Raw genomic sequence first — 26,074 nt, 5'->3', positions numbered from 1 at the left:
ATTTGATGCTCCTCGAATACCTCTATAAAAAACAGATTTTTTAGCGATTACAACTGTTTGACGAACTGCTTCAACCAACCGATAAATTCGCCGTTCAGCTCGCGGTGACGTACGGCATACTCCACATTGGCTTTCATATAACCGAGTTTGCTGCCGCAATCGTGGCTCTTGCCTTTCATAAAGTAGGCGTTGACCTGCTCCTGCTCCATCAGCATGGCGATGGCATCGGTCAGCTGGATTTCGTCACCGGCACCGGCCGGGGTTTTTTCCAGCAGCGGCCAGATATTGGAGGAGAGCACGTAACGACCCACCACCGCCAGATTGGAGGGCGCTTCGTCACGAGGCGGTTTCTCGACAATGGCCTGCATCGGCAGGGACATCCCCTCGGTCAGCGCCTCACCCTTGATGTCGGCGATGCCGTACTTGTCTACTTCGCTCTCGGGTACCGCTTCTACCATGATCTGGCTGATCTGCTCCTCTTCAAACAGATGCACCATTTCGGCCAGGTTGTCTTTTTTCGGGTCGCTGGCTACGTCATCGATCAGTACGTCCGGCAGCAGCACGGCGAAGGGGTTGTCACCGATCAGCGGTCGTGCGCAGAGGACTGCATGGCCCAGCCCTTTGGCCTCCCCCTGGCGGACGTGCATGATGGTGACGTCTTTCGGGCAGATCTGTTGCACCTCTTCCAGCAGTTGGCGCTTGACCCGCTTCTCGAGGGTCGCTTCCAGCTCGAAGCTCTTGTCGAAGTGGTTTTCGATGGAGTTTTTACTGGAGTGGGTGACCAGAATGATCTCCTTGATCCCGGCGGCGATAGCTTCGCGCACTACATACTGGATCAGAGGCTTGTCGACCACCGGCAGCATCTCTTTCGGGATGGCCTTGGTGGCGGGCAGCATACGGGTACCCAGACCGGCTACCGGAAGCACGGCCTTGCGAACAATGAGTGGGGTCTTTTTCATGGAAAACTATCCAGCGGGATTGAAGTGCGGCCATGATACTCCAAGAAAAACGGGGCAGCCACAGCCAGCCCCGTTTGCATATGCAGTGCTCGGACGTTATTTGACGATGATCATGTCACGGTTTGCCTCCAGAGTGGCCGGGCCAATGCCACTCACATCTGCCAGCTGGTCGACCGAGGTGAATTTGCCCTGTTTCTCGCGATAGTCGACGATGGCTTGTGCCTTTTTGTCACCAATCCCCTTGAGGTTAGTGAGGTCGGCAAGGGTTGCCGTATTGATATCCACTTTGCCACTCTCCTGCTTGGCGGCAACCGTGGTGGCCTGCTTGGGGACGACCTTGTCTGCAGCCTGCGAGGGCAGGGTGAACAATGGGAGGGCGGACAGCAACATGATGATGGACAAGCTGTTTTTACGCATTTCACACTTCCTTGTGGTAGGGGATTCGTATGGATGATTAACCAGATTTGGAAGATGTGACGGCTGTCATTTTTTACAGGTATTGAGTGCGATTTGCTTTGCTATAAGAGATGGCAATTTTCGAATAACAATAAGATATATAAAGACTTTTATTGCCAAATACCAAATGGGAAGTCTTGTGTGACAGGGAGCATAGCCTCATAACGCACTCACACTTTTATCTGTCTGATCCTGAATCTTCGGCTGCTTATGCTGCCTGCAGAAAAATTCCCAACAAAAAAGGCTGCTCACCTGGGGTGAGCAGCCTTTGTGATCGGTTTTTTCAGGCGGATGCTGATTAAGCTTGTGCGTCAGCCTGAGCAGCCTGGATACCGGTCAGGGCGATGGTGTAGACGATGTCGTCAACCAGAGCGCCACGGGAGAGGTCGTTGACCGGCTTGCGCATGCCTTGCAGCATCGGGCCGATGGAGACCAGGTCAGCGGAACGCTGCACCGCTTTGTAAGTGGTGTTACCGGTGTTCAGGTCAGGGAAGACGAACACGGTGGCTTTACCGGCAACCGGTGAGTTCGGTGCCTTGGACTTGGCCACGTTCTCCATGATGGCCGCGTCGTACTGCAGCGGGCCATCGATTATGAGGTCGGGGCGCTTGGCCTTGGCCAGCTCGGTCGCTTCACGCACTTTCTCTACATCGGCACCGGCGCCGGAGGTGCCGGTAGAGTAGGAGATCATGGCGACGCGCGGCTCGATGCCGAAAGCGGCTGCGGAGTCGGCTGACTGGATGGCGATCTCGGCCAGCTGCTCGGCAGTCGGATCCGGGTTGATCGCGCAGTCACCGTAGACCAGCACCTGGTCAGGCAGCAGCATGAAGAAGATGGAGGAGATCAGGGAAGAGCCTGGAGCAGTCTTGATGATCTGCATCGGCGGACGGATGGTGTTGGCTGTGGTGTGTACCGCGCCGGATACCAGGCCGTCAACTTCATTGCGCTCCAGCATCATGGTACCCAGTACCACGTTATCTTCCAGCTGCTCGCGGGCAACCACTTCGGTCATGCCCTTGTTCTTGCGCAGCTCGACCAGACGCGGCACATAGCGCTCGCGCACAACGGCCGGATCGATGATCTCGACGCGATCGGTCAGAACAACACCCTGCTGTTCGGCAACGCGACGGATCTCTTCCGGGTTACCCAGCAGCACCGGACGGGCAATGCCACGCTCGGCACAGATTGCGGCAGCCTTGATGGTGCGCGGCTCGTCGCCTTCCGGCAGCACGACACGCTTGTTGGCCTGACGGGCCAGCTCGGTCAGCTGATAACGGAATGCCGGCGGGCTCAGACGACGGGAACGGGTAGAGCTGATGGTCAGCGACTCGATCCAGTGTTTGTCGATGTGGCCAGCCACATAGTCCTGTACCAGCTCGATACGCTCGCGGTCATCTTCCGGAATATCGACGTTGAAGTTCTGCAGGCTGACGGCGGTCTGCCAGGTGTTGGTACCGGTCATCATGATCGGCAGGCCGGTGGCCATGGCCTGTTGGCACAGCGCCATGACCTGCGGCTCCGGATGATAGTTACCGGTCAGCAGCAGGGCACCCAGCTTGACGCCGTTCATGGCGGAGAGGCAGGCGGAGACGATGACGTCAGAGCGGTCGCCAGAGGTGACCAGCAGGCTGCCCGGACGGAAGTGCTCGACCATGTTGTGGATGGAGCGGGCGCAGAAGGTCACGGTCTGCAGGCGACGGCTGTCCAGCTCACCCTTGTGCAGGATCTTGGCGGCCAGATGCTTGGCGAGATCCTTGGCGCGCGGGGCGATCAGCTGGGTGTTCCAGGGGATGCAACCCAGGATGCGCAGCGGGCTCTTGCCGAACACTTGCAGCACTTCCAGGTTGTGGGCCGCGTCAGAAGCGTGGTGATGGGCTTCGAACATCTCGGTCAGGTCAGGGCGGGTTACGCCATGCTCGTCAACCGGCGCGCCAACCTTGTTGATCACGCAACCAACGATGCGGGGGTTGTTGACACCACCGAAGTTGGAGCAGGCCAGTTCGATGCGCTCTTTCAGCTTCTGGCTGGAGTCATGGCCCGGGTGGGTCACGAATACCATGTCGGCATCCAGCGCCTTGGCAACGTCGTAGTTCAGCTTGTTGGCAAAGGGCTGCTTGTCGGTCGGCACCATACCTTCGACAACCAGCACTTCGGCACCGCTGGATTTCACGTGCTCTTCGAAGCGGGCAACGATCTCTTCCAGCAGGATGTCGGTGTTGCTGGAGCTGATCATGTTCTCGGCGTAGGAGAGGGTGAAGGGCTCGGGCGGATTGATGTTGGCAGCTGCGCGGATAACGGCGGTTGAGCGCTCGGCACCGGTTTCACCCGGACGCGGCTGGGCAACCGGTTTGAAGAAGCTGACATTGACACCGTGACGTTCCATGGCGCGGACAACGCCAAGGCTTACGGAAGTTACGCCGACACCAGTGCCGACCGGGATAAGCATAATAGTGCGTGCCACTTTATACCCCTTGTTCATTTTTTGGGATCAGGAAAAGGCCGCCCTGGTGGGCGGCCTCGAGTTACTGCGTTAATTAAGCGCCGACCAGTTCCAGCGCGTCGTGGGCGATAACCCACTCTTCGTTGGTCGGGATTACCAAGGCCTTGGTAGAACCAGCCTTGGTGATCTCGCCACCCTTGCCGAAACGAGCCTTCAGGTTGGCGTCGTGATCGACGTCAAAGCCCAGCAGACCCAGCTTGTTCAGGGTGATTTCACGGATCGGGGCGGAGTTTTCACCGATACCACCGGTGAAAACAACGGCGTCCAGACGACCGTCCATGGCGGCAGCGTAGGCGCCGATGTACTTGGCCAGGCGATAGCAGTAAACGTCCATAGCACGCTTGGCTTCTTCTTTGCTGTCGTAGTTGTCTTCAACGAAACGGCAGTCGGAGGTGACTTCGGTCAGACCCAGCAGGCCGGACTCTTTGGTCAGCATGGTGTTGATATCGGCCACGCTCATGCCCAGCTTGTCGTGCAGGAAGAAGATGATGGCCGGGTCCAGATCGCCGGAGCGGGTACCCATGACCAGACCTTCCAGCGGAGTCAGACCCATGGAGGTATCAACAGATTTGCCGTTCTTGATGGCGCAGACGGAACCGCCGTTGCCCAGGTGGCAGTTGATGATGTTCAGCTCTTCAACCGGCTTGTTCAGCTGCTTGGCAGCTTCCAGGCTGATGTAGTAGTGGCTGGTGCCGTGAGCGCCGTAGCGACGGATGCCGTTCTCTTTGTAGAGCTTGTACGGCAGCGCATACAGGAAGGCTTCTTCCGGCATGGACTGGTGGAACGCGGTATCGAATACGGCCACGTTCTTGTCAGCCAGCGCCGGGAATACGCGGCGGGCTTCACGGATACCGATCAGGTGAGCCGGGTTGTGCAGCGGTGCGTACGGAACGGCGGCTTCGATGCCGGCGATCACGTCGTCACAGATAACGACGGAAGAGGTGAAGCGCTCACCGCCGTGAACAACACGGTGACCGATGGCGATCAGGTTCTTGGACAGTTCCGGATTGAGCGGCAGGATCTTGTTGACGATGAAGTCCAGCGCTTCCTGGTGAGCGGCACCCGCGCCCAGATCGGCACTGCCTTTCTCGCCATTCAGTTTCCACTTGATGCGGGCGTCGTCGAGGTTGAAGCACTCGGCCAGGCCGGACAGCAGGTCATCACCGGTGGTTGCGTCAATGACGGCAAACTTCAGGGAAGAGCTGCCACAGTTAAGAACAAGAACCAGCTTACTCATGAATAAATCCTATCGCAGATTGGGTTGTGTAGGCGGATGCGTTGGACGCGGTGCGACCAAAAACTTTCAACTTATCCTTATGAGGGTTGGCAATCTGTTGCTTGCCCCTTGTATAGTGATACAAGACCCGAAATCCAGACGTCCCTGACAGGTCAATAGCAAGAAGCTTTTGACGCAAAAATGGGCGTACAAAGGATAACCCGATTGTTGAAAAATAACAAAGTCATCCTCAACCTTTGTTACTTTGCATCAAATTTTGTCGAGGTTTTGCCGTTAGTACGTTCAAAAAGCGCTCGGAGGTAGTATGAGCATGAACATTTTTGGAACTAAGTTACAGCAAGGCCGCCATTATATGACGCTTTGGCCGCGCCGTCCCGAGCTCAATTCGATGTTTCCTGAAAATCGGGTGATCAAGGCGACCGAGTTCGCCCTCAAGGTGATCCCCGCGCTGGCGGTGCTGAGCGTGATGTTGCAGTTCCAGTTTGGGGAGCAGCACTACTGGCCTTCAGTCATCACTTCCGTGCTGTTTCTGCTCAGTTTGCCGCTGCAAGGTTATTACTGGCTCGGCCAGCGCGCCGACACCCGCTTGCCCCCGTCGCTGGCGAGCTGGTATCGGGAGATCAACGGCAAGATGAACGAGCAGGGTGGCCGTCGTCAGCTGGTGTCACAGCCGCGCTATGAAGAGCTGGCCGATACCCTCAAGGCCGCCTTCCAGCAGCTCGATAAATCCTTTCTCTACGAATAACCCGTATCAGATGCAAAAAGGCGCCAGTGGCGCCTTTTTGTTGCGGTCGGTGTGTGGATCAGGCCGCCAGCACCTTGCGGATCTCCTGGATGGAGAGCTTGTACTGACGTGGACACTGACGCCACACCTGCAGCATCCGCTGGTACTTGTCGCGCATGGCGATGTCGCTGGAGAGCTCGTCGCACGGGCACTTGAGCTCGGGGAAGCGCTTGTCCACCTCCAGCAGGAAGCAGACGTAGTCAGCCAGCTCACGCTCTTGGCTGCGGCTGTAGCCGTTGAACTCCAGACGGCTGGCGTTGATCTCGCCCTGATCGGCGGCATCCAGATTACCCCATGAGATGGCCAGTGCGTGATGCAGCTCCAGGGTGTCGATCACCTCCTGGCAGGTCGCCAGATCCAGATGGCCGAAGCTCTTCTCCAGCTCGAGGATCTGCAGGCAGTAGCCGCGCTCGATGATGGTGCTGGCGCGCTGGTAGATGTCCGCCTTCTCCGGGTTGAGTTTCGCCAGAATTTCGTACTGGTTGCTCAGGATCAAACGTTCTGTGTTGCTCATGTTCATGGGATATCTCGCTGGAAGATGATTCTGGGGTCACGTTAACCCATATATAAAATGAATTTTTTGATCTGGGCGGGGGAGTTGGTGAGAAAAATCCACTGGCAAGGGCTTGCTGGCCAGACAAAAAAGGCCTGCATGGCAGGCCTTTCAATGACGCAGGGGAGGGTTATCCCTTGAGGAAATCCAGTACCACCTGATGGTGATCGCTGGTTTTGAACTTGTCGAAGTGGTGGGCAATCTTGCCCTCTTCATCGATCAGGAAGCTCTGACGGTGAATGCCGTCATACTCTTTGCCCATGAATTTCTTCGGGCCCCAGACGCCAAAAGCATCGGCGACGGCGTGGTCTTCATCGGCCAGCAGGGTGAAGTTGAGCTGGTCCCGCTCTTCGAACTTTTTCAGCCGTTTGGCCGGATCCGGGCTGATGCCAAGCACCACCACATTGAGGGCGGCCAGCTCGGCGTTCACATCGCGCATGCCGCAGGCCTGGGTGGTGCAGCCGGGGGTCATTGCCTTGGGATAGAAATAGACCAGCACCTTCCTGCCGCGCAGGCCAGCGAGGCTGACCTGATTACCATTCTGGTCGGGCAGGGAGAAATCGGGGGCGGGGCTGCCAGCTTGTAGTGGTTGCATGGGGTCTCCTCGGGTAAAACGCCCTCAGGCGTGTTTGCGATTGACGATAAACTCGAACGATTCGGCACCCAGTTGACGACAGAATTCGGCGAAGGCGGTTTGCGAACCTTCCACTTCACCCTCTCTGGCCAGATTGAGCTGAAAACTGATCTTCAGCAGGTTGAATGGCTGCTGCTCCAGGGTCATGGATTGCATCGCCTGAATGTTCCAGCCATGTTCGCTGAAGAACTGGGTGCACTGGCTTACGATGCCGGGCTCGTCGCGGATCAACAGGTCGGCACTGGCGCGGACGTCATACTGCAGGGACTGGTGGCGCTCGGTGCGTTTCATCATGGTGATGAGATCCCACTCCTGGCTACGCAGGGGCAGGCTGATTTCGAGTTGCATCATGCTGTTCCAGTCGCCCGAGAGCAGCATGATAAAGGTAAATTCATTGCCGAAGATGCCAAGGCGGCTGTCCACAATGTTGCAACCACAGCCACTGACGTGGCGGGTCACTTCATTGACGATGCCAGGCCTGTCCGTGCCGATGGCCGTTACGACCAGGTAGTGAGTCATAAATCTTCTCTCGTCCGTTATTTCGTTGCGAAAGCCGCGCTGGCAAGCCAACCCTCCGGCCCTGATGACCACTCCCTGAGGGACGCTGCCGACTTTCGTCCATTACTTTTTGTTCCGGATGGTATCACGGCTTGCCCCCTCTCTCCCTTGTTTTTCAAAGGGGTCAGCTTTACCATTACGCCCCTGAAAATCGGGAGAAAAGTCCATGTTACGCGGTAGTATTGTTGCGCTCGTTACCCCCATGCTGGCTTCAGGTGAAGTCGATTGGGCCAGTCTGGCCAAACTGGTCGACTATCATGTCAGCGCCGGGACCTGCGCCATTGTTGCGGTGGGTACCACAGGGGAATCGGTGACCCTGAGCGAGCAGGAGCATATCGCCGTCGTTGAAAAGACCGTTGAGTATGCCGCCGGACGCATTCCCGTCATCGCCGGTTGCGGCTCCAACAATACTGCCCATGCCATTGAATTGGCAAAGCGACTGGCCAAAACCGGCGTGGTGGCGGGTCTCTCGGTGACTCCTTACTACAACAAGCCCACTCAGGAAGGTCTCTATCGCCACTATTGTGCGATCGCCGAGGCTAGTGGTCTGCCCCAAATTCTTTATAATGTGCCCGGTCGCACCTGTTGCGATCTCAAACCGGAGACCGTGGCCCGTCTGGCCAAGGTTCCCGGCATTATCGGTTTGAAAGAGGCAACCGGCGATTTGAGCCGCACCCCGCTGCTGCGCGAGCTGTGCGGGCCGGAGTTTGCTCTCTACAGTGGCGACGATGCCACTGGTTGTGATTTTATGCTGCAAGGTGGCGATGGCGTGATTTCGGTCACCACCAATATTGCAGCGGCCCAGATGGCCGACATGTGTCGTGCTGCGCTGGCCGGTGATGCCGGGCAGGCGCATGACATCAACAATCTCTTGATGCCGTTGCACAAGACTCTGTTCTGCGAACCGAGCCCCACCCCGGTGAAATGGGCCTGTGCCCAACTGGGGTTGATTGCAACAGCCACCTTGCGCCTGCCGCTGGTTGACCTCACCCCCGAGGGCGAGCAGCTGATGGCGCGAGCACTGACCACAGCGGAGTTGATGGCGAGTGTTTAAATCTAATGGAAAGGGAAATAGAGCCCGTCTGGTGCTGAGCGTTGCGACTGTGGCCGTCTTGGCCGGTTGCAGCACCCCCCAGGATCGCAAAATGGCCAACCGCGACTTCGGTTATGAAGATGCCCGCCTCGAGGGCCGCGCGTTCTTGATCCCCGCAGGATTGAGTGCCCCCACCTTCAACAGCCAGTACGATATTCCGCCGCTTCCCGAGAGCAGCCGTGAAGGTGCCCTCGGCGCTCAAGTTGATGTGCGCCCACCCGCTCAACTGCTGACCGTGGTACCGGGCAGCCAGGTGGTGCAGAGCGCAACCGAACCGACCGTTGCCTTCTATGCCCTGAGCACCAGCCAGAGCGTGGAGCGCGATACCTGGTCGTTCCTGATGAACTTCCTGGCCAAATACAAGGTCACCACCGAGAAGCTTGATCAGCAGGATGGCGTATTGCAGACCGGCTGGTTTGACAACACTGTCGCCCTCGATGGTTGGGGTGAAGATGACGAAGACTTCAAAATCCGTCAGCGTTACCAGTTCACCGTACGCAACGATGCCCAGCGCCACGCCGTCAACATGTCGGTCCGGGTACTGGATCACGAAGAGACCATCGACGGCGAGACCAGCAACAAGCTGACCCCTGCCGATGCCCAGCGCTATGCCGCGCGAGTGCTGAACCAGTTCTCGCTCTATTACGACAGCCAGCTGAAAGCCCGCGAGCAGCACAAGTCCAACGATGGCATGGGTCTGCAACTGGGTCTGGACAACAATGAACTGAGCGCATGGATTGCCGAAGGCTCCTTTGATCAGGTGTGGCGTCGCCTCAACCAGGTACTGCCCGCTTACGGTTTCACCATCAAGGATACCCAGCAGTCACTGGGCTGGATCGACGTCGAGTACGAAGAGCCGGGTGCCGAGTTCTGGAAGGCGAAAGGGAGCGAGCCGTTCAAACTGGAGGAGGAGAAATACCGCTTCCAGCTTGGCGAAATGGCGGGAGGCAAGACCTCCATCACCCTGTTCGACAAGGACAAGAAGCCGGTATCGTCCGGGGTTATCTCCCAGATGTATATCAGCCTGTCCGAGGCGTTCGCCAAGGGGCTGACCGATCAGGCAGCAGCAAAAGCAGAATAAATACAGGGGCCTTGTGCCCCTGTTTTGTTATCAAAATCCCCCTGAAAACGCGGGGATTCCGAGCGGTTTTCGATGATGCGAGCCCCCTTGCCAGTCCGTTGCAAACAGAGCGCGCGGGTGAGGGACTCGCGATGTTTACCCCCCACAAACAGGAAGTGTTATTAGCCATGAGTCTTGCAGATCAAGTATTGGCGGTGAATGACGATTTGCCGATCCGTACCGATAAACCTGTCCATTCCGGCAAAGTGCGCAGCGTCTACTGGTTGACCCCCGAAGACAGTGCCCGGCTCATAAAAGAGAAAGGCTATGATGTGCCGGCCGATGCGCCCCTCGCCCTCATGGTGATCAGCGATCGCATCTCGGCCTTCGATTGCATCTGGCAAGGTGTGGATGGCCTGAACGGCGTGCCGGGCAAAGGGGCGGCGCTCAACGCCATCTCCAGCCACTGGTTCAAGCTGTTCAAGGAGAAGGGACTGGCCGACAGCCACATTCTGGATATTCCGCACCCCTTCGTCTGGATCGTGCAAAAAGCTCGTCCGGTGATGATCGAGGCGATTGCCCGTCAGTACATCACCGGCTCCATGTGGCGTGCCTACAAGGATGGCGAGCGCGAGTTCTGCGGCATCACCCTGCCGGAAGGGCTCAAAAAGGATCAGAAGCTGCCGGAAATCCTCATCACCCCGTCCACCAAGGGCGTGCTGAAAGGGCTGGATGGCGTGCCGGAAGCCGATGACGTCAACGTCTCCCGTGCCGATATCGAGCGCCACTACAAGGGCTTCAACTTCAGCAAACCGGCCGACATCGACCGCTACGAAGTGCTGCTCAAAGAGGGCTTCAACGTCATCAGCGACGCGCTGGCCGGGCTGGATCAGATCTTCGTCGATACCAAGTTCGAGTTTGGTTACGTCCACGATGCCGCCGGCAACGAAAAGCTGATCTACATGGATGAAGTGGGCACCCCCGACAGCTCTCGTATCTGGGATGGCGCTGCCCTGCGCGACGGTCAGATTGTCGAGAAGTCGAAAGAGGGTTTCCGTCAGTGGCTGCTCAACCACTTCCCGGATCCGGACATCCTGCTCAACAAGAACCGCATGCCGGAACGTTTTGCCCTAGCCCGCGACAACAAGCTGCCGACCGAAGTGATGATGGATATCTCCAACACTTACGTCGGGATCGCCGAGAAGATCATCGGCCACAAGCTGGCGCGTTCTGCCAATCCCAAGCAGGAGATCATCGAGGTGCTGCGCGATCAGTACGGTCTGATCGACTAAGGGTTGCTCTTTTTTTGTTGCCTAGAAACAAACGTTTGCTGGTGGTGAAAGATAGAGGCAAATAAACAGACGGGCCCCGTTGCGGGGCCCGTTTTTATTGCTGGTCTGGCGGTTAGCGGGCGGCGATCAGCCGTTGACCCTGAACACCTGACCGGTCTGGATGCCCAGCACCGACTTCTTGTAAGCCTGCGCCACCTTGGCGGCGGGCACCGGCACGAAGCCCGGGAAGAAGTCGGCGTATTTGTCCATCGACTCCTCCAGCACGGTGGGGCTCACCACGTTGATGCGAAGGCCCCTCGGCAGCTCGCAGGCGGCGGCTTTCACAAAGTGCTCGATGGCGCCGTTGACGGTGCTGGCACTCACGCCCCAGTTGATCGGCTCCTCGCTCAGAATACCGCTGATCAGAGTGATGGAGCCCTTGTCTGTCAGATTGGGGATGGCGGCGCGGGTCAGGTTGATCTGGCCCATTAGCTTGCTCTCCAGTCCCACCTGCCACTGCTCGTCGGTCATCTCGGTCAGGCCGTTGAAGGCCACGCTGCCGCTGGCGACAACCAGTGCATCAAACTGGCCCAGCTTGGCGAACAGCGCCTTGATGGAAGCGGGATCGCGCATGTCGACCGTGGCATCGCCGCGGCTGTGGCCGACCCGGATCACCCGATGATCTTTGGCAAGCAGTTCACTGACCGCGGAGCCGACGGTGCCGGAGGCACCCACAATCACAATTTTCATCTGCATCACTCCTGGTTGGGATGTGTTGATTCTAGCGCAACAGAAAATGTGAAAAAGCGCGTAAAATAAACCCATTGTTTCCATATTGGAGCTAATGATGGATATCGCCCATCTGGCCAGCTTTTATGAGGTGGTGCTGCGCGGCAGTTTCTCGGCTGCGGCCGATACGCTGGGGGTCAGCAAGGGGATGCTGAGTCGCCACGTCAGCGCGCTGGAGACCTCACTCAATGCCCAGCTGTTGCAACGCACCACCCGCCGCCTCAGTCTGACCGAGGCGGGCAAGACCCTCTACCGGCAGGCGGGGGAGATCTTCGCGCTGGCTCGGCAGGCGGAGCAGGATATTCAGGCGTTGACTGAAGAGGATGGTGGCCGCCTGCGTTTTACCTGCCCGGTCAGCACCGGCGATCGCATGGTGAGCGAGCTGCTGACCAGCTTTGCCGCACTCTGCCCGGGGGTTGAGGTAGAACTTAACTTCACCAACCAGATGGTCGACATGAGTCAGGGTGAGAACGACATCGCACTGCGCGCCATGAACGAGGTGCCGGACATTCTGGTGGCCCTGCCGCTCGGTCGGCTCAAGGATGTGGTGGTGGCGAGCCCCGCGCTTGTAGCGAGAGAGGGGCGTCCTGCCACTCCCTATGAGCTGAGCGGCCGCAACTGCCTGTTGCAGGGGCATAATCCGGCCTGGGAGCAGTGGCACTTTATCCATGAGGGGGAAGAGGCCCACATTCTGGTGCAGGGCAAGGTGCGGGCCAACCACTACAGCACAGTGTTGCAACTGGCGCGCGCTGGTATGGGCTATGCCAAGTGCCCGTTGATGCTGGTGGAATCGCTGCTGATGGCGGGGGAGCTGGTGACCGTGCTTGACGAGTGGCAGAGCGGTCTGCATCAGCTTCATGTGCTGCATGCCCAGCAGCGGCGGGTACCGCGCAAGATCCGGCTGTTCAAGCAAGTGCTGGCCCAGTGGTTTGCCGAGCGACCCAACTACCTGCTCTGAGCGGCGTTATTTTTCTGTCATCTTCGGCTGCTACCCTGCGCCCATCATCGGCATCAGGAAGATCAGCGGGAATGAAGAGCAATAGAGGGTTGACCGGGTTTGTGCTGCTCTGTGCAGTCTTGGGGGCTGGCAGTGCGCAGGCCATGGTGGAAGTGAAGGTGCCGGATAATTTCCGCCTCCTCGCGGTGAGCAACGGCACCTTGCAGGATGAGCAGCATGCCACCCTGGCGGATGGCGAACAGCAACTGTTGGTGCGCTTCGAGGGGGTGATCCCCAGTCGCAGCAGCAGCGAGAATGATCGGCAGGTACGCTCCGAGCCACAGGTGGTGCGCTATCAGGGCAGCAATCAGCATTTGCAGCTGACGGCCAGCGTACCGGCCGATGAGCGGGGGATGCAGGCGTATGCCAAGGCTCCTGTGGTGGCGTTGCAGGAGAATGGTCGCGCGCTGGCCATCCAGCAGGATGCGCTGGTGACCAGTGGTATGCTGCTTGGGGTGGATTGGAATGGCAAACTGGCTGAATACAACCGCAGCGGCGGCAAGGCAGCGCTGACGGCCGTCGCTGTTGCTGCGCCGCCAGTGGCTATGCTTGCCAGCGGGGTGCAACCCGGTGTGGCTGCCAGCGAGCTGGAAGGGCAGTTGCAGCAGTTGTTCCTCCAGGCCGATCCGGCTTTGCGCAAGCGCTTTATCGGTTGGGCCGTGCCACAGCTTTAAGTTTTTCGCCCGTTGCAGTAACGTGGGCCCTCCCTTTTGGATGCCCTCTTCATCTTACTCAACGAGGTGTTCATGTTTGAACTGCATTCACGCCTGCAGGCGGATACCTGCTGGCTCGGCGATCTGCCGCTTTGTCGAGTCCTGCTGGCCAAAGATAGTCAGTACCCCTGGCTCATTCTGGTGCCGCGTGTGGTCAATTTGCGCGAGATCCATCACCTGGCACCGGAGCAGCAGCAGCAGCTGATGCAGGAGTCTTGTGCCATCGCAGCCCTGATGGAACACTCCCTCAGCCCGGACAAGATCAACATAGGGGCGCTGGGTAATCTGGTACCGCAGTTGCATATTCACCATGTTGCCCGTTTCGCCACAGACCCCGCTTGGCCCGGTCCCATCTGGGGGGCTCATCCAGCCGTACCTTATGAATTAGACCTCCTGGTGCAGCAGGCCGACAGATGGCGTGATCGGCTCGCCAAGCTGAGTGGTTTCACCCCTGCGGCTACTGACAACGGCGTCAACTGAGAGCTGTGTCGCTATTTCAGTCTGTGGGCCGCGCCATCTGTTAGAGTTATGGTATAGATCATCCCATTTTCGATGTGCAGGAAGGTCCCATGATAGTGACAAGAGCCGACGATGATGCCGTATTGACCACAGAGGATGTATTACTGAGTCTGTGTCATTCGGTAACGGATGTATTGAGTGCGGCCACCCAGAGTCAGGTGCGTTTTTCCGGTATGGTGCAGCGGATCAGCAAGACCTGCCTCAAGCCGGATATCGGTTGTTTCGTGCTGTTCGATGGCGGCTTCTCGGGGTTGGTGGTGATCAATTTCTCTGCCGCAGCCGCCATGGAGCTTTATGAGAGCTACATGCTGAGCATGGGACTCTCCAAGGAGGATCTTGCCATCTCCCATACTTCTGACGAGGTGAGCAACGTGATGGGCGAGCTGATGAACCAGATCGTTGGCAGCTTTACCGTCAAGGTGGGCCGTGATCTGCAGACTCACATCACCCAGAACCAGCCCAAGATGCTGGCCCTCAACAAGCAGGTGATGCTGAGCGTCGATACCAATCTCGACAGTCCGGAGTCCCGACGCGTGACCTTCTTCACCGCCCGCAACAACATCTTCTATCTGGAGCTGGCGATGGACAAGACCGAGTTCATCCGCATCCACAATGAGGGGATGGAGCATGAGGAGCTGGATCCTGATGCCCTGATCGCTCAGGCCAAACAGGATGCGACCAAACCGGCACCGGCAGCCGCTGCACCTGCCAGTAATGATCACGATGATCTGCTCGACTCCCTCGGGATCTGACGGGCGACAAGCAGATAGCAACAAGGCCACTCAGGTGGCCTTGTTCTTTTCCAGTGGGTGGCGGGTTAGAAGTTGTAGAGCAGACCGGTATTGAACACCATGGATTCGGAGTCGTAGAAGTCGATATCTGAATCGGATTTGGCATAGCCAGCGGTAAAGGTTGCCGAGAGCGGCGCGATACCGAACAGGCGGTGCCAGAAGAAGGTGCCGGTCAGGGCAAACTCGTCGGAGTCGGCATTTTGGCCAAAGATCGGGTTGGCCTCATCATATTTGGTCTGACCCAGATAGAGGTTGCTGACGAAGGACCATTGGGATGCCCGCTTGCCGTAGGTCAACTGGAGGCCGTTGCTCTTGTAGCTCTGGGCGCTGCCGTCCAGATCGGCCTGACGGTGAATGAAAGCCGGTTCCAGCACCTGGCCGGGTGCCAGCTGCCATTTGTAGGAGAAATCCAGGGCGTGGATCTTGCCGTTGCGATCCAGCTTGGCCGCTGTGTCGGCGCCATACTGGCTGCCACTGCGTTCCTCATCGACTTCGATGTTGCGGGTGGTCAGGCTGCCATTGAAGTTGCTACCCCAGATGTTGTCCCAGGCGAAGCGAACCCCTTTTGACTTGATATCGGTGGATTGGCGATCGACGCCTACGGCGAAAGGATCGCTCCACTGTTCGGTTGGCATGGCATTGAAGACCACGGAGCCAGCCACGATACCCTTGTCGCTCATCTCCTGGCGGATACCGAGCTGCTGGGTGAAGTCGAAACGGATGGCATCCTGGATCAGGTTACCGAGGAAGACCTGGGTGCGGGTATCGGCAAAGGTATAACGGATATCAGCGTTGAGCAGCGGGGCGACGGCGGAACTGCTCTCGGCACTGCCCAGCCCGCCCAGTCGACGGTTTTCGTCATCACCGCTGTAAAAGTTAGATTCGTAATTGATGACATTGACTCCGCCAAGCAGGAAACCAGACCAGCCCGATTCGTTGGGAATGGTTCCCAAATCCGCATATGCACTATTTGCAGCCAGCAGGCCCAGACCAAGCAGGGTGGTGTTGCGCATCAGATAACTCCTGAATTAAACGTGTTTAAATTGACGGGTGGATGATTATAGGGGGCCACCCTTAATGGCAACTGACAGAATTTCATCAAATATCCTAACTCACTCATTTTACACGGCGAATCGTTAATTAATTGTGCGAGATAAGAAGAGTTCAATTCTCTGTGCTGGTATTCTGTTCGCGAATATCGGGGAGAAAATAACAAGATGAAGCAGATTAAATCCTGGGCGCAATATTACGTCGACCTGATGACCAAGCTGGGACTGGTGCGATTCAGCATGTTTCTGGCGGCCGGCATCATAGTGCTGGCGGTCGCCATCCAGATGGGGGTAACCCTGTTTCTGCGCGGCAATATCGATGTGATCGACTTCGTGCGTTCGGTCTTCTTTGGCCTGTTGGTGACCCCCTGGGCGGTCTATTTTCTCTCCATCGTGGTGGATCAGCTGGAGGATTCCCGTCAGCGACTGAGCCGGATGGTGCGCAAGCTGCAAGATATGCGTGAGCGGGATCTGGAGCTTAACAGCCAGTTGCAGGAGAACATCAGTCGCCTCAATGCCCAGATTGCCGAGACCAACCGGGCCGAGAGCCTGCGTTTGCAGGCCATTGAAGATCTCGAAAACGAGGTGTTCCAGCGGGAGAAAGCTCAGCTCCATCTGGGGGAGCGTACCGCTCTGCTGCGCTCTTTTATCGACTGTTCCCCGGATCTGGTCTACTACCGCAACGAGGATGAGCAGTTCTCTGGCTGCAACCGCGCCATGGAGGAGCTGACTGGTAAGGCGGAGAGCGAGCTGATCGGTCTGACCCCGTTCGATGTTTATAAGCAGGAGATTGCCAACAAGGTGGTGGAGACCGACAAGCAGGTCTTTGCCAGCAACGAACCGCTCACCTACGAGCAGTGGCTGGAGTATCCCGATGGCCGCAAGGCCTACTTCGAGCTGCGCAAGGTGCCCTTCTTCGATCGCTTCGGCAAGCGGCTCGGTCTGCTCGGCTTTGGTCGCGACATCACCGAGCGCAAGCAGTATCAGGACAAACTGGAGAAGGCGAGTCGCGACAAGACCACCTTTATCTCCACCATCAGCCACGAGCTGCGGACCCCGCTCAACGGCATCGTGGGGTTGAGCCGGATGCTGATGGATACCCCCCTCGACCCGACCCAGCGCCAACAGCTCAAGACCATTCACCTGAGTGCGGTGACCCTGGGCAATATATTCAATGACATCATCGACTTGGACAAGCTCGACCGACGCCGTCTCGAGATAGCACCGACCCGTATCGACCTGCCCGCCTTCCTCGATGAGCTTGAGACCCTGTCGCGCATCCAGGCTGAGCAGAAGGGGCTCTATTTGCACTTCGATCGTGATGGCGAGATGCCACAATTTGTGATGGCCGACGGCACCCGGCTGCGTCAGGTGCTGTGGAATCTGGTGGGTAATGCGGTCAAGTTTACCGATGAGGGCGGCGTCACCGTGCGCTGCCTCTCTCACCCAGCCGACGAGCCCGGCAAGCTGGCCCTGCACTTCGAGGTGGAGGATACCGGTGTCGGTATCCCGCGTGCCCAGCAGGAGAAAATCTTCGCCATGTACTATCAGGTGCAGGGCAAGAAGCACGCCACCGGCACCGGCATTGGTCTTGCTGTCTCCCGTCAGCTGGTGCAGGCGATGGGCGGGCAGCTCTATGTGGACAGCGATCCGGGCGAAGGTTCCTGCTTCACCGCCGAGCTGGAGGTCGCTTGCGCCGAACCTGTGTTGCCGGAGCAAGAGGAGGAGATGCCATCCCTCGATATCCTGCTGGTGGAGGATGTGGAGCTCAACGTGACGGTGGCGTGTGCCCTGCTCAACAAGCTGGGTCATCAGGTGCAGGTGGCACGTGATGGTGCGCAGGCGCTGGCGATGGCCAATCCGGATGATTTTGACCTCATTTTGCTCGACATCCAGCTGCCGGACATGACCGGTTTCGATGTGGCTGAAAAGCTGCTGGCGCGTTATGGCGACAGCCTGCCGCCCATGGTGGCGCTCACCGCCAACTCCACCGGTGATCGCCAGTACTACCGGGATCACGGCATGCAGGATGTGATCAACAAGCCACTTGGCTCCAAAGCGGTGCGGGAGGTTATTGGTCACCTGTTTGCCGATCTCGCCGAGGATGAGGCGGATGAGCAGGCGGATGCGGGCAATCAGGATGCCCTGCTGGATATCCCCTTCCTCACTGATTATGCCGATACAGTGGGCAAGCCGGTGCTGCTCTCCAGCGTCGATCTGTTCGAGAAGATGATGCCGGACTACATGGCGGTGCTCGACTCCAACATGATTGCCAAGGATCAGGCGGGGGTGGTGGAGGAGGCCCACAAGATAAAAGGGGCGGCAGGCTCCATCGGCCTGCGCCGACTGCAGCAGACGGCCCAGCTGATCCAGAGCCCGGATCATCCCGCCTGGTGGGAAAACGTGGAAGACTGGATTGAGACGCTGCGCCGCGAATATCCCGGCGATATCGCCCGTCTGCGGCGCTGGTTGTTGTCTTGAGACTGGTGGTTGTCTTGAGTCTGAGGGAAGTTGCTGGCAAGGAGCTGCAAGATGTATAGCCGTTTGATTACCCCCGCGCGCATCCACTCCTGGGGGGATGAGGAGCTGTTGGAGGCGACCGAGCAGGATCGCGCCCGTATCGTGCAGGCCGCACCGGTGCGCCGGTTGCAGCAGAAGACCCAGGTCTTTCCACTCGATGTGAAGGCCTCGGTGCGCAGTCGCCTCACCCACTCGCTGGAGGTACAGGAGACTGGCCGCCAGATCAGTCGCCGCATTCTGGCTGCCTTGCCTGCAGGTATGGTCTGTGAAGGCGCTTTTATCAATCTGGTGGAGATGTCCTGCCTGCTTCATGACGTGGGCAACCCGCCGTTTGGCCATTTTGGCGAGCAGGTGATGAGCCAGTGGCTCGGCGAGATGCTCGATCCCCTCTATCAGCAGGCGCTGGCGCAGCCCCCCTCGGCCCAGTGGGCTGAATTACGTCAGGATCTGCAGCTGTTTGATGGCAACGCCCAGAGTCTTCGGCTGGTGCACAGCCTGCACGAGCTCAACCTGACGCTCGGACAACTGGCGGCACTCTGCAAATACCCGCAGCAGCCCCAGCCCGGGGTGAGCTATGGCCAGCATCATGGCTGGAGCAGCAAACGAGGTATCTTCTTTAGCGAGCAGCCGCTCTACCGCGCCCTCGGCCAGAGTCTGGGGCTGGCCCCCGGCTGTCGCCATCCGCTGGTCTACATCATGGAGGCGGCAGACGACATCTCCTACTGCATCGCCGATCTGGAAGATGCGGTGGATAGGCGGATCCTGACTCAGGGTGAATTGCTGGCGGCGCTGCGAGCAGCTGACCAGAGTGACTACATGGGTACCTTGCTGGGTGACGCGCTTGCCAGTGGTCGAGGCTTTTTCCCCCATTTTCGCCAGCAGCTTACCCGGGATCTGGTGGCGCTGGCGGCGCAGAGCTATGTCAGCGAACATCAGGCAATTTTGCAGGGATCCTATCCGCAAGCGCTGCTGCACGGCCAGGCGCCGGCGGCGCGGGTGCTCGACATCCTCAAACAGGTGGCCCGCGAGCAGGTCTTTATGCGACCCGAAGTCGAGGCGCTCGAACTGGAAGGGTATGCGGCGCTGCGCGGGGTGCTGACCAGTTATTCCTGTCTGTTGGCGCTGCCAGCACCACAGTTTGCTCGCCTGCTGGCCGGGGAGGGGAGTCAGGCGCTGTTCTTTGCGCGCCGCCTCTATCACCGCCTTTCGGCCCGCCATCTCAAGGCCTATCGATTGGCGATCGCCACCCCTGATCCACGCTTTGCCTGCCTGCATGAGCAGGAGTGGTATTACCGGGTGCGGCTGCTGCTCGATTATGTCAGCGGCATGACAGATACCTATGTGCTGGAGGAGTACCGGCTGCTCTCGGGGATCTGATACCCCAAGCTCCTTTTCGGGCAGCATAAAATGCCGTAAAAACGTTTAAAAAGGAGTCGCAAGAGGCTTGTTTTAAATTCGGATATTTTTTAGACTTCTGCAACCTGTTCAACTTTTATCCGGTAAGGAGACGAAAATGCAACATCTGATGCTCAATATTGCATTCTCTCGCGGCACTGCGTGCGGCGTGAAATCTCGTGCTCTTTTACCGCGTGGCGTAAACAGGTAACCCCTGTCTTTTTATCACCCGCGGTTCGTCCCGCAGGGTGATATCCACTTTCTCCGGGAGAACCGCATGTTCTACTGGAGAATGTCATGTCTATCGAACTGGTTTTACTGCGCAGTGTTGAATCCCTGGTCCAGAGACGGATTGCCCGGGTCGAGCGTCGTCTCGTACAGGTCAATCTGTCACCCGCTCTGCTCAGGGATATCGGGCTGGAAGGATATCAGGGTCAGATCTCCCTCGTTCGCGAGCGGGAGTATCAAACCGGCTTCCGCCTCGGGAATCGAATAACCTGATCCACAGGGGAGGGTAAACGCTCTCCCCGTGGTGACGTGGCAGGCGGAATGCCTGCCATTTTTGTGTTTGCAGGTTGATTTTTTATTCACTTTTCTTTGTCCCGGCACTATCCTCTTTGCCCCATTTGTGACAGATGCGTATGTTTTCTCGCCTTGTGCCGTCAGGATCGGCAAAATTAGAGATGGTGGCCGATCTGTTTTACTCATCAGGACAAGACTTCATGTCACTCTTTCGTCAGCTTTTTCTTCCCCTGTTGCTGCTGTTTTCCGGCATCCCTGCTGCTGCTGTTCCCCAATTGGGAAAGGCACTGGCGGGCAACCAGACTGCTGATGAAGAGCTGGTGGTCGGGGTGCCCCGTGGTGGTTATCCCCCGTTTCTCTACGAACTGCCCAATCAGCGCTATGCCGGTCCACTCAAGGAACTGGCCTCGCGCATTGCGGCAGAAATGGGGGTCTCTCTGCGTTATGTCTCCTACAACTCTTATGTGGATGCCCATGCTGCGCTGAACAGCCGTCAGGTTGATGCCTTGATCGGGGTCGAGCTCGATGCTCTCGAGCTCGAGGGGATGAATCATATCGGGTATCTGGGATCCTACGCTCGCGCCATCTTGATGCGCCACCCGGATCAACATTTGACCCTGGAGCAGGCACGCAAGCTTCGCTGGGTCTGTATTCGCGGTTTTGGCAGTTGCAATGAGCTGGCACGACTGGAGATGCCCCATGTGACCGAGCTGGAGAGTCGTGATGAGGCTACCTATATGGTCAAACTTGGGGCGGCCGATGCTTATCTGGCACTGGGGCCGATCATTGCCATGGAGATGGAGCGGCTGCCAGAGTCGATGGGGATTGTGATTCCTGACTGGATTCCCGGTAGTGCATTAACTATTGCCACCAATGCCAATGACCCGGTGCTGACAGATCGCATCTGGCAGGCTTACCAGCGGATCCCTGTGGCGGATTCCCGATTGAGGCTGAGTCAGGAGGACAATCGCTTCAAAGCGGGTTTATTGCTGGAGCCTGACGAGGTGGCTTGGCTGAAGCAGAAGAACAAGGTGGTCAGGTTTGCCGTTGCGCCATCGTTTGCCGGTATCAGCGAGATCGATGACGAAGGGGTGTTGCACGGCTATGCAGCTGATTTGATGAAACTGTTGAGTCTGCGCTCGGGGATCCGCTTTGAACTGGAACCCACCAGCACCTGGCAAGAGTCACTGGCGCTGCTGAAACAGCACAAGGTTGATCTGATCCCCTTGATGACAGCACTCAGGGATCGCGAGACATTTGCGTCATTCAGCTCTTCCTATCTCAAGTTCGATAGCTATGTGGTGGCTCGCCATGGCGCCCGCCCGCTGAAGTCGCTAGCGGAGCTGAAAGGGCGTTTGATCGGTGGCGTGACCGGTTCTTATGAGGCTTCCCTCATACAGGCCCACGGTGGCAACGTCATCGAAGTGGGCAAGGATACCGAGTTGCTCACCCTGCTTGACACGGGAAAAGCCGAGTATGTGCTGCTGACAATGACCAATCTGGGGCAACAGGCGATGAAGGGGTTCAACGAGAAGTATCAGGTGGTGCTGAGTTCTCCCGAGTTTTCCGTGCCCATCAGCATGGCCATTGACATCAGGCAGCCCGAGCTGCGGCGGATCATGGACAAGCTGTTGCTGACCATCACGGATGAGGAGTGGCAGCTGCTGGAACGTCGCTGGCTTAATGTCTCGGTAAATATCGAATCTGATTACAGCCTGGTCTACAAGTGGCTGGCGTTAGGCGGTGTTGCCTTATTGGTCTGTGGTCTGCTGGTGATGCTCTGGGCCCGCAGTTTGCGTCGCCAGATTGCGCAACGGAAAATCGCAGAGGGAAAACTCAACGAGCAATTGCTGTTTGTACAGACCCTGCTCAATTCGTTACCGACCATGGTGGCATTGCGTGATAGCAGGCAGCGGATCACTCTCTGCAACAAGGCTTATCGGGACGCCTTCCTCGTTGATGGTAATGGTGAAGCGCTCGACGACCTGCAAGGCATTCCAGAGCACTTGCGCGAGAGCGTGCTTGAAGAAGATCGCCGGGTGTGGCAAAGCGGGCAGGAGCTGGAGGGGGCTGGCAACAGCTTGCGTGCTGATGGTACCCCTTTTCATGTGATCTATGCCAAGCGCCCTTACCGGGACCCCGATGGCAATATGCTGGGGGTGTTGACTGTGCTGACCGATGTCAGCCGGATCAAGGCGGCGGAGGAGCGTGCCCGTCAGGCAGAAACTCGCCTCACACAGATCACCGACAGCATGCCTGGCGTCGTCTATCAATATCTGTGGCAGGGACCGGGGAAGGGGCGTTTTCTTTACGCTTCTCAGGGGGCCAGTGAAATCCTGGGGGTATCTCATCAGGATTTATTTAACGCTGAATCGGGTGGTGCGGTATTTGGCTTTACCGAACAGGCGCTGCAGGAGTTTGTCAGCAAGGTGGCCAATCATGCCGAGACGCTGGCTCCCCTCGATCTGGAAGTCAAGGTGGAGCGTCCTGAGGGAGATCGCTATCTGCAAGTTCGTGGCAATTTTGTACGTCAGGAGCAGCAAGCTCTGATCCTCAACGGCGTTATTCAGGACATCACGGCCCTCAAACAGCAGGAACATGAACTGCGCGAGGCGCGCGCCTATGCCGAGCAGGCGATGCAGGCACGTAGCCGCTTTCTGGCCACCATGAGCCACGAGTTGCGTACCCCTATTTCCGGTATGCATGGCATGCTTGAGTTGCTGCAAATGAGCGAGCTCAACGACGATCAGCGTTACATGGTGCGCAATGTTGTCACCTCGACTAACAACCTGCTCTATCTGGTCAACGATATTCTCGATTTTTCCAAGATCGAAGCAGGTCAATTGCAACTGCATTGTCAGGTCAGCCGGTTGCAGACGGTGATCTGCGATGCGATTCGTGGTCACGCCACCCTTGCCCATAACAAAGGGCTTAACGTGACGCTGGAGTGGGGTCAGCATGTGCCGGATTGGGCCGATATCGATGGGGTTCGGGTCGGCCAGGTGATCTCCAACCTGCTCAACAATGCGGTAAAGTTTACCGAGCAGGGGGCAGTCTCTATCCGGGTCAGCTACCTGCGCGAGCATCTTGCCATCAGCATCCGTGATACCGGCATCGGGATTGCCGAAGAGAAACAGGCATTGTTATTTACCCCGTTTGAGCAGGTTGAGTCCGATATCAACCGCCGCTTTGGTGGAACAGGTCTGGGGCTGGCGATCTGTGATCAGCTGGTGCGCAAAATGGGCGGCGAACTGACCCTGACCAGCAAGGCGGGAGAGGGCTCCCGTTTCCGCTTTACTGTGCCGCTGGCCCATCCTCAATGGGATGCGCCCCCGCTGACTGGCACCGAATGGTGGTTTTTTAGCGCCGATGCCAATCTCGAGTCGGCCATGCTGCGGTTGGGGGCCAGGCTCAAGCATCTGGATGCCGGCCAGCTCAACCGCTCACTGGAAGGATTGCTGCTGGCTGACCAGCAGTGGTTGGAGCAAGCTCTTGGCAGTGAGTGGCAGGGCTGGTTACAACATGTTGCATTGAGAGGAATAATTGCGTCACCGAACGAGGCCCTGCGTGGCCGTGTTGGCGGTCAGCAGTGGTGGCGGTTGGGGCTCTCCCCTCTCTATCCGGATCTGCTGCTGGAAAGTTGCCTCGAGTTGCTGCAAGAGCGGGTTGTTCCTGCCTTGCCTGCGCTGGCTGACAAGCTGGGAGGACGGGTACTGGTGGCCGATGATCATCCGGTCAATCGTGCCCTGCTGGCACGACAACTGGCGATCCTCGGGATCGAAGCCCAAGTGGTAGAGGATGGCGAGAAGGCGTTGCGGGCCTGGCAGGGGCAGTCATTCTCCTTGTTACTGACCGATTGCCACATGCCGGTGATGGATGGCTATGCCCTGACCAAGGCGCTGCGGGCTGCGGGGGTGACGGCGCCCATTATCGGGGTAACAGCAGATACCTCGGAAGAGGCCCATGCTCGTATGGTGGAGGCGGGCATGAGCGATATGCTGTTCAAGCCCTACCCGCTGGATACCCTGCGCCAGCTGTTGGCACACTGGCTTGCCGAGTCGGTAACCGCGGGTAGTGCTGTGGGGGCGGCGATTGATGACGGACTGGCCGTTCAGGCAGAACGCTGGTTGACCCTGTTTGGCGATGAGCCGACGGCGCGGGTGATGGCGGCGGAATATCTCGACTCCAATCGTCAGGATGGAGCTCATATGAAGGCCGCTTTGGTTTGCCACGACTTCGGTGCATTGGTAGAGACTGCCCACCGGATCAAGGGCGCGGCCCGCATGGTCGGACTACAGGAGCTGGCCAGCCAGGCAGCCAGGCTGGAGTCGGCTGCCAGATTGAAACAGTTTGATGAACTGGAGGAGCTCACCGGCAAGGTGCAGCTATTGATGACGGCGATCGCCCACGACATTGGATTATGGCTCGATGAAAAAAGCACAACATGAGTTAGTCATTATGGTCGTGGAAGACCATGGATTTCAGCGCAAGGCGCTGCTGCACCAGGTCCGCAGCCTGGGATTCCAGAATCTGCTGGAGGCGGCCGATGGTGCCGAGGCGCTGGCACTGAGCCAGCAACACGCCGTTGATATCCTGTTTTGCGATCTGCGGATGCCGGGTATGGATGGCATGGCGCTGCTGCGCCGCCTGTCACTGGGCGGTTTTCGGGGAGGGATAATTCTCTCCAGTGCCCTTGAAGACGATGTGGTGGAAGCCGTGTTGCGAATGAGTGCTGCCTATGGCTTGCAGGTGCTCGGCCGCATAGATAAACCATCTACCCAGCAGCAGCTCAAGCAACTGATCGATGCATGGTCACCCCGGGAGGAGCCTGCCAGGGAGGAAGAGGGACACAGAATCGGGCTGGATGAGTTGCGTCGGGCGCTCGAGCAGGATCAACTGTTGCCCTGGTATCAGCCCAAGGTGAGCTTTGCCTCCGGCGAGTGGGTCGGAATGGAGGCGCTGGCCCGTTGGCAGCACCCGGAGTATGGCCTAATCTCCCCGGGGCGCTTTATTCCGCTGGCGGAGCACAACGGCCTGATCGATCAGTTGACTGAGGTGATCATCGGCAAATCTCTCAGTGATGGCCACTTGTGGGAAGAGACCGGGCTCTCACTGAATCTGTCGATGAACCTCTCCACCACCTCGCTGATCGAGGGCGATCTGTGCAACTCCCTAATCAATCAGTGTCAACGCTGGAGTATCAACCCCGAGCTTATCACCCTGGAGGTGACCGAGAGCGCCTTTGTGCAGGATCTGGGCAAGTCGCTGGAGGTGCTGACCCGGCTGCGGATGCACGGCTTTGGTCTCTCCATTGATGACTTCGGTACCGGCTACTCCTCCATGCAGCAATTGGCGCTTCTGCCCTTTACCGAATTGAAGCTGGACAGATCCTTTGTCGATCGCTGTTTTGAAGACCCCTCCCGTCTGGCAATTATCGAGTCCAGCATCGAGCTGGCACGGAAGTTGGGCCTCAAGTCGGTGGCTGAAGGGGTGGAGGATGAGCAGACCTGGCGGTTGCTGGCAACGCTGGGTTGCGATGTTTGCCAGGGGTTCTTCTCTGCCAGACCTATGCCACGCAGTGAGTTGCAAACATGGAATCGAACTTGGCAGGATAGATTGCCTACACTGATATCTATCTGATTCTGTTGGCTGGATCCTCCGTTTGAACAAGGAT

The 26,074-nt window shown here is 57.9% G+C and carries 22 protein-coding genes; 13 read left to right on the top strand and 9 right to left on the bottom strand.

Annotation, left to right across the window (positions count from 1 at the left end):
- Positions 1–47 precede the first annotated feature (47 nt).
- The 4 genes from galU to G5171_RS16675 all read right to left on the bottom strand — a co-directional run bounded on the left by galU (position 48) and on the right by G5171_RS16675 (position 5,152).
- On the bottom strand, positions 48–959 hold the full coding sequence (gene galU, locus G5171_RS16690) for a UTP--glucose-1-phosphate uridylyltransferase GalU (protein WP_216980160.1): 912 nt from the start codon (positions 957–959) through the stop codon (positions 48–50).
- Between the two features lie 96 nt (positions 960–1,055).
- Positions 1,056–1,376, bottom strand: coding sequence for a ComEA family DNA-binding protein (locus G5171_RS16685; RefSeq protein WP_421260447.1), 321 nt, complete (start codon positions 1,374–1,376; stop codon positions 1,056–1,058).
- A gap of 337 nt (positions 1,377–1,713) precedes the next feature.
- Positions 1,714–3,894, bottom strand: a complete 2,181-nt coding sequence (pta, locus tag G5171_RS16680) for a phosphate acetyltransferase (protein ID WP_421251370.1) — start codon at positions 3,892–3,894, stop codon at positions 1,714–1,716.
- Between the two features lie 55 nt (positions 3,895–3,949).
- Positions 3,950–5,152 carry an acetate kinase gene (locus tag G5171_RS16675; RefSeq protein ID WP_005341129.1) on the bottom strand — a complete coding sequence of 401 codons (1,203 nt, stop codon included), beginning with the start codon at positions 5,150–5,152 and terminating at the stop codon, positions 3,950–3,952.
- A 304-nt stretch (positions 5,153–5,456) separates the two neighbouring features.
- Between G5171_RS16675 and yfbV the strand changes: the two genes are divergently transcribed.
- On the top strand, positions 5,457–5,897 hold the full coding sequence (yfbV, locus tag G5171_RS16670) for a terminus macrodomain insulation protein YfbV (protein WP_043851809.1): 441 nt from the start codon (positions 5,457–5,459) through the stop codon (positions 5,895–5,897).
- Between the two features lie 58 nt (positions 5,898–5,955).
- On the opposite strand, the gene G5171_RS16665 is transcribed toward yfbV, so the two are convergent.
- The 3 genes from G5171_RS16665 to G5171_RS16655 form a co-directional block, all read right to left on the bottom strand.
- The gene (locus G5171_RS16665; protein WP_042059885.1) at positions 5,956–6,456 is read right to left on the bottom strand and encodes a YfbU family protein; all 501 of its coding nucleotides are present in this window, start codon (positions 6,454–6,456) and stop codon (positions 5,956–5,958) included.
- A 163-nt stretch (positions 6,457–6,619) separates the two neighbouring features.
- On the bottom strand, positions 6,620–7,084 hold the full coding sequence (gene bcp, locus G5171_RS16660; RefSeq protein WP_216980162.1) for a thioredoxin-dependent thiol peroxidase: 465 nt from the start codon (positions 7,082–7,084) through the stop codon (positions 6,620–6,622).
- Positions 7,085–7,108: 24 nt separating this feature from the next.
- Positions 7,109–7,642: a glycine cleavage system protein R gene (locus G5171_RS16655; protein WP_005349229.1), complete on the bottom strand. Its 534-nt coding sequence runs from the start codon at positions 7,640–7,642 to the stop codon at positions 7,109–7,111.
- A gap of 205 nt (positions 7,643–7,847) precedes the next feature.
- Between G5171_RS16655 and dapA the strand changes: the two genes are divergently transcribed.
- The 3 genes from dapA to G5171_RS16640 all read left to right on the top strand — a co-directional run bounded on the left by dapA (position 7,848) and on the right by G5171_RS16640 (position 11,126).
- On the top strand, positions 7,848–8,735 hold the full coding sequence (gene dapA / locus G5171_RS16650) for a 4-hydroxy-tetrahydrodipicolinate synthase (RefSeq protein ID WP_139410839.1): 888 nt from the start codon (positions 7,848–7,850) through the stop codon (positions 8,733–8,735).
- On the top strand, positions 8,728–9,855 hold the full coding sequence (gene bamC, locus G5171_RS16645; protein WP_201952699.1) for an outer membrane protein assembly factor BamC: 1,128 nt from the start codon (positions 8,728–8,730) through the stop codon (positions 9,853–9,855). Before dapA ends, bamC begins: the two co-directional genes overlap by 8 nt.
- Positions 9,856–10,022: 167 nt before the next feature.
- Positions 10,023–11,126: a phosphoribosylaminoimidazolesuccinocarboxamide synthase gene (locus tag G5171_RS16640; RefSeq protein ID WP_040065098.1), complete on the top strand. Its 1,104-nt coding sequence runs from the start codon at positions 10,023–10,025 to the stop codon at positions 11,124–11,126.
- 126 nt (positions 11,127–11,252) lie between these two features.
- Here the strand turns inward: G5171_RS16640 and G5171_RS16635 are convergent, their stop codons facing one another.
- On the bottom strand, positions 11,253–11,855 hold the full coding sequence (locus tag G5171_RS16635; protein WP_421260446.1) for a short chain dehydrogenase: 603 nt from the start codon (positions 11,853–11,855) through the stop codon (positions 11,253–11,255).
- A 97-nt stretch (positions 11,856–11,952) separates the two neighbouring features.
- On the opposite strand from G5171_RS16635, the gene G5171_RS16630 reads away from it, so the two are divergent.
- The 4 genes from G5171_RS16630 (at position 11,953) to G5171_RS16615 (ending at position 14,875) form a co-directional block, all read left to right on the top strand.
- A complete protein-coding gene (locus G5171_RS16630) occupies positions 11,953–12,852 on the top strand; it encodes a LysR family transcriptional regulator (RefSeq protein ID WP_005341110.1) in 900 nt (299 codons plus the stop codon).
- A gap of 71 nt (positions 12,853–12,923) precedes the next feature.
- Complete coding sequence (locus G5171_RS16625) at positions 12,924–13,565, top strand: DUF2057 domain-containing protein (protein WP_421260445.1); 642 nt, start codon at positions 12,924–12,926, stop codon at positions 13,563–13,565.
- Positions 13,566–13,637: 72 nt separating this feature from the next.
- The gene (locus G5171_RS16620) at positions 13,638–14,084 is read left to right on the top strand and encodes an HIT domain-containing protein (protein WP_421260444.1); all 447 of its coding nucleotides are present in this window, start codon (positions 13,638–13,640) and stop codon (positions 14,082–14,084) included.
- An 89-nt stretch (positions 14,085–14,173) separates the two neighbouring features.
- Positions 14,174–14,875 carry a DUF3334 family protein gene (locus tag G5171_RS16615; RefSeq protein ID WP_216980166.1) on the top strand — a complete coding sequence of 234 codons (702 nt, stop codon included), beginning with the start codon at positions 14,174–14,176 and terminating at the stop codon, positions 14,873–14,875.
- A 65-nt stretch (positions 14,876–14,940) separates the two neighbouring features.
- On the opposite strand, the gene G5171_RS16610 is transcribed toward G5171_RS16615, so the two are convergent.
- A complete protein-coding gene (locus G5171_RS16610; RefSeq protein WP_216980167.1) occupies positions 14,941–15,927 on the bottom strand; it encodes a DUF2860 family protein in 987 nt (328 codons plus the stop codon).
- A 204-nt stretch (positions 15,928–16,131) separates the two neighbouring features.
- On the opposite strand from G5171_RS16610, the gene arcB reads away from it, so the two are divergent.
- The 5 genes from arcB (at position 16,132) to G5171_RS16585 (ending at position 26,040) form a co-directional block, all read left to right on the top strand.
- Positions 16,132–18,444, top strand: coding sequence for an aerobic respiration two-component sensor histidine kinase ArcB (gene arcB, locus G5171_RS16605; protein ID WP_216980168.1), 2,313 nt, complete (start codon positions 16,132–16,134; stop codon positions 18,442–18,444).
- A 51-nt stretch (positions 18,445–18,495) separates the two neighbouring features.
- On the top strand, positions 18,496–19,860 hold the full coding sequence (gene dgt / locus G5171_RS16600) for a dGTPase (protein WP_216980169.1): 1,365 nt from the start codon (positions 18,496–18,498) through the stop codon (positions 19,858–19,860).
- A gap of 315 nt (positions 19,861–20,175) precedes the next feature.
- Complete coding sequence (locus tag G5171_RS16595) at positions 20,176–20,379, top strand: hypothetical protein (protein ID WP_042059910.1); 204 nt, start codon at positions 20,176–20,178, stop codon at positions 20,377–20,379.
- A 221-nt stretch (positions 20,380–20,600) separates the two neighbouring features.
- On the top strand, positions 20,601–24,848 hold the full coding sequence (locus tag G5171_RS16590; RefSeq protein WP_421260443.1) for an ATP-binding protein: 4,248 nt from the start codon (positions 20,601–20,603) through the stop codon (positions 24,846–24,848).
- Positions 24,829–26,040 carry an EAL domain-containing response regulator gene (locus tag G5171_RS16585; protein WP_421260442.1) on the top strand — a complete coding sequence of 404 codons (1,212 nt, stop codon included), beginning with the start codon at positions 24,829–24,831 and terminating at the stop codon, positions 26,038–26,040. Before G5171_RS16590 ends, G5171_RS16585 begins: the two co-directional genes overlap by 20 nt.
- Positions 26,041–26,074 lie beyond the last annotated feature (34 nt).

This window comes from Aeromonas sp. 600774, assembly GCF_049175075.1.
Lineage (GTDB): Bacteria > Pseudomonadota > Gammaproteobacteria > Enterobacterales > Aeromonadaceae > Aeromonas > Aeromonas veronii_A.
The sequence above is the reverse complement of the archived record's forward strand: the minus strand, read 5'-3'. Positions and strand labels throughout refer to the sequence as shown.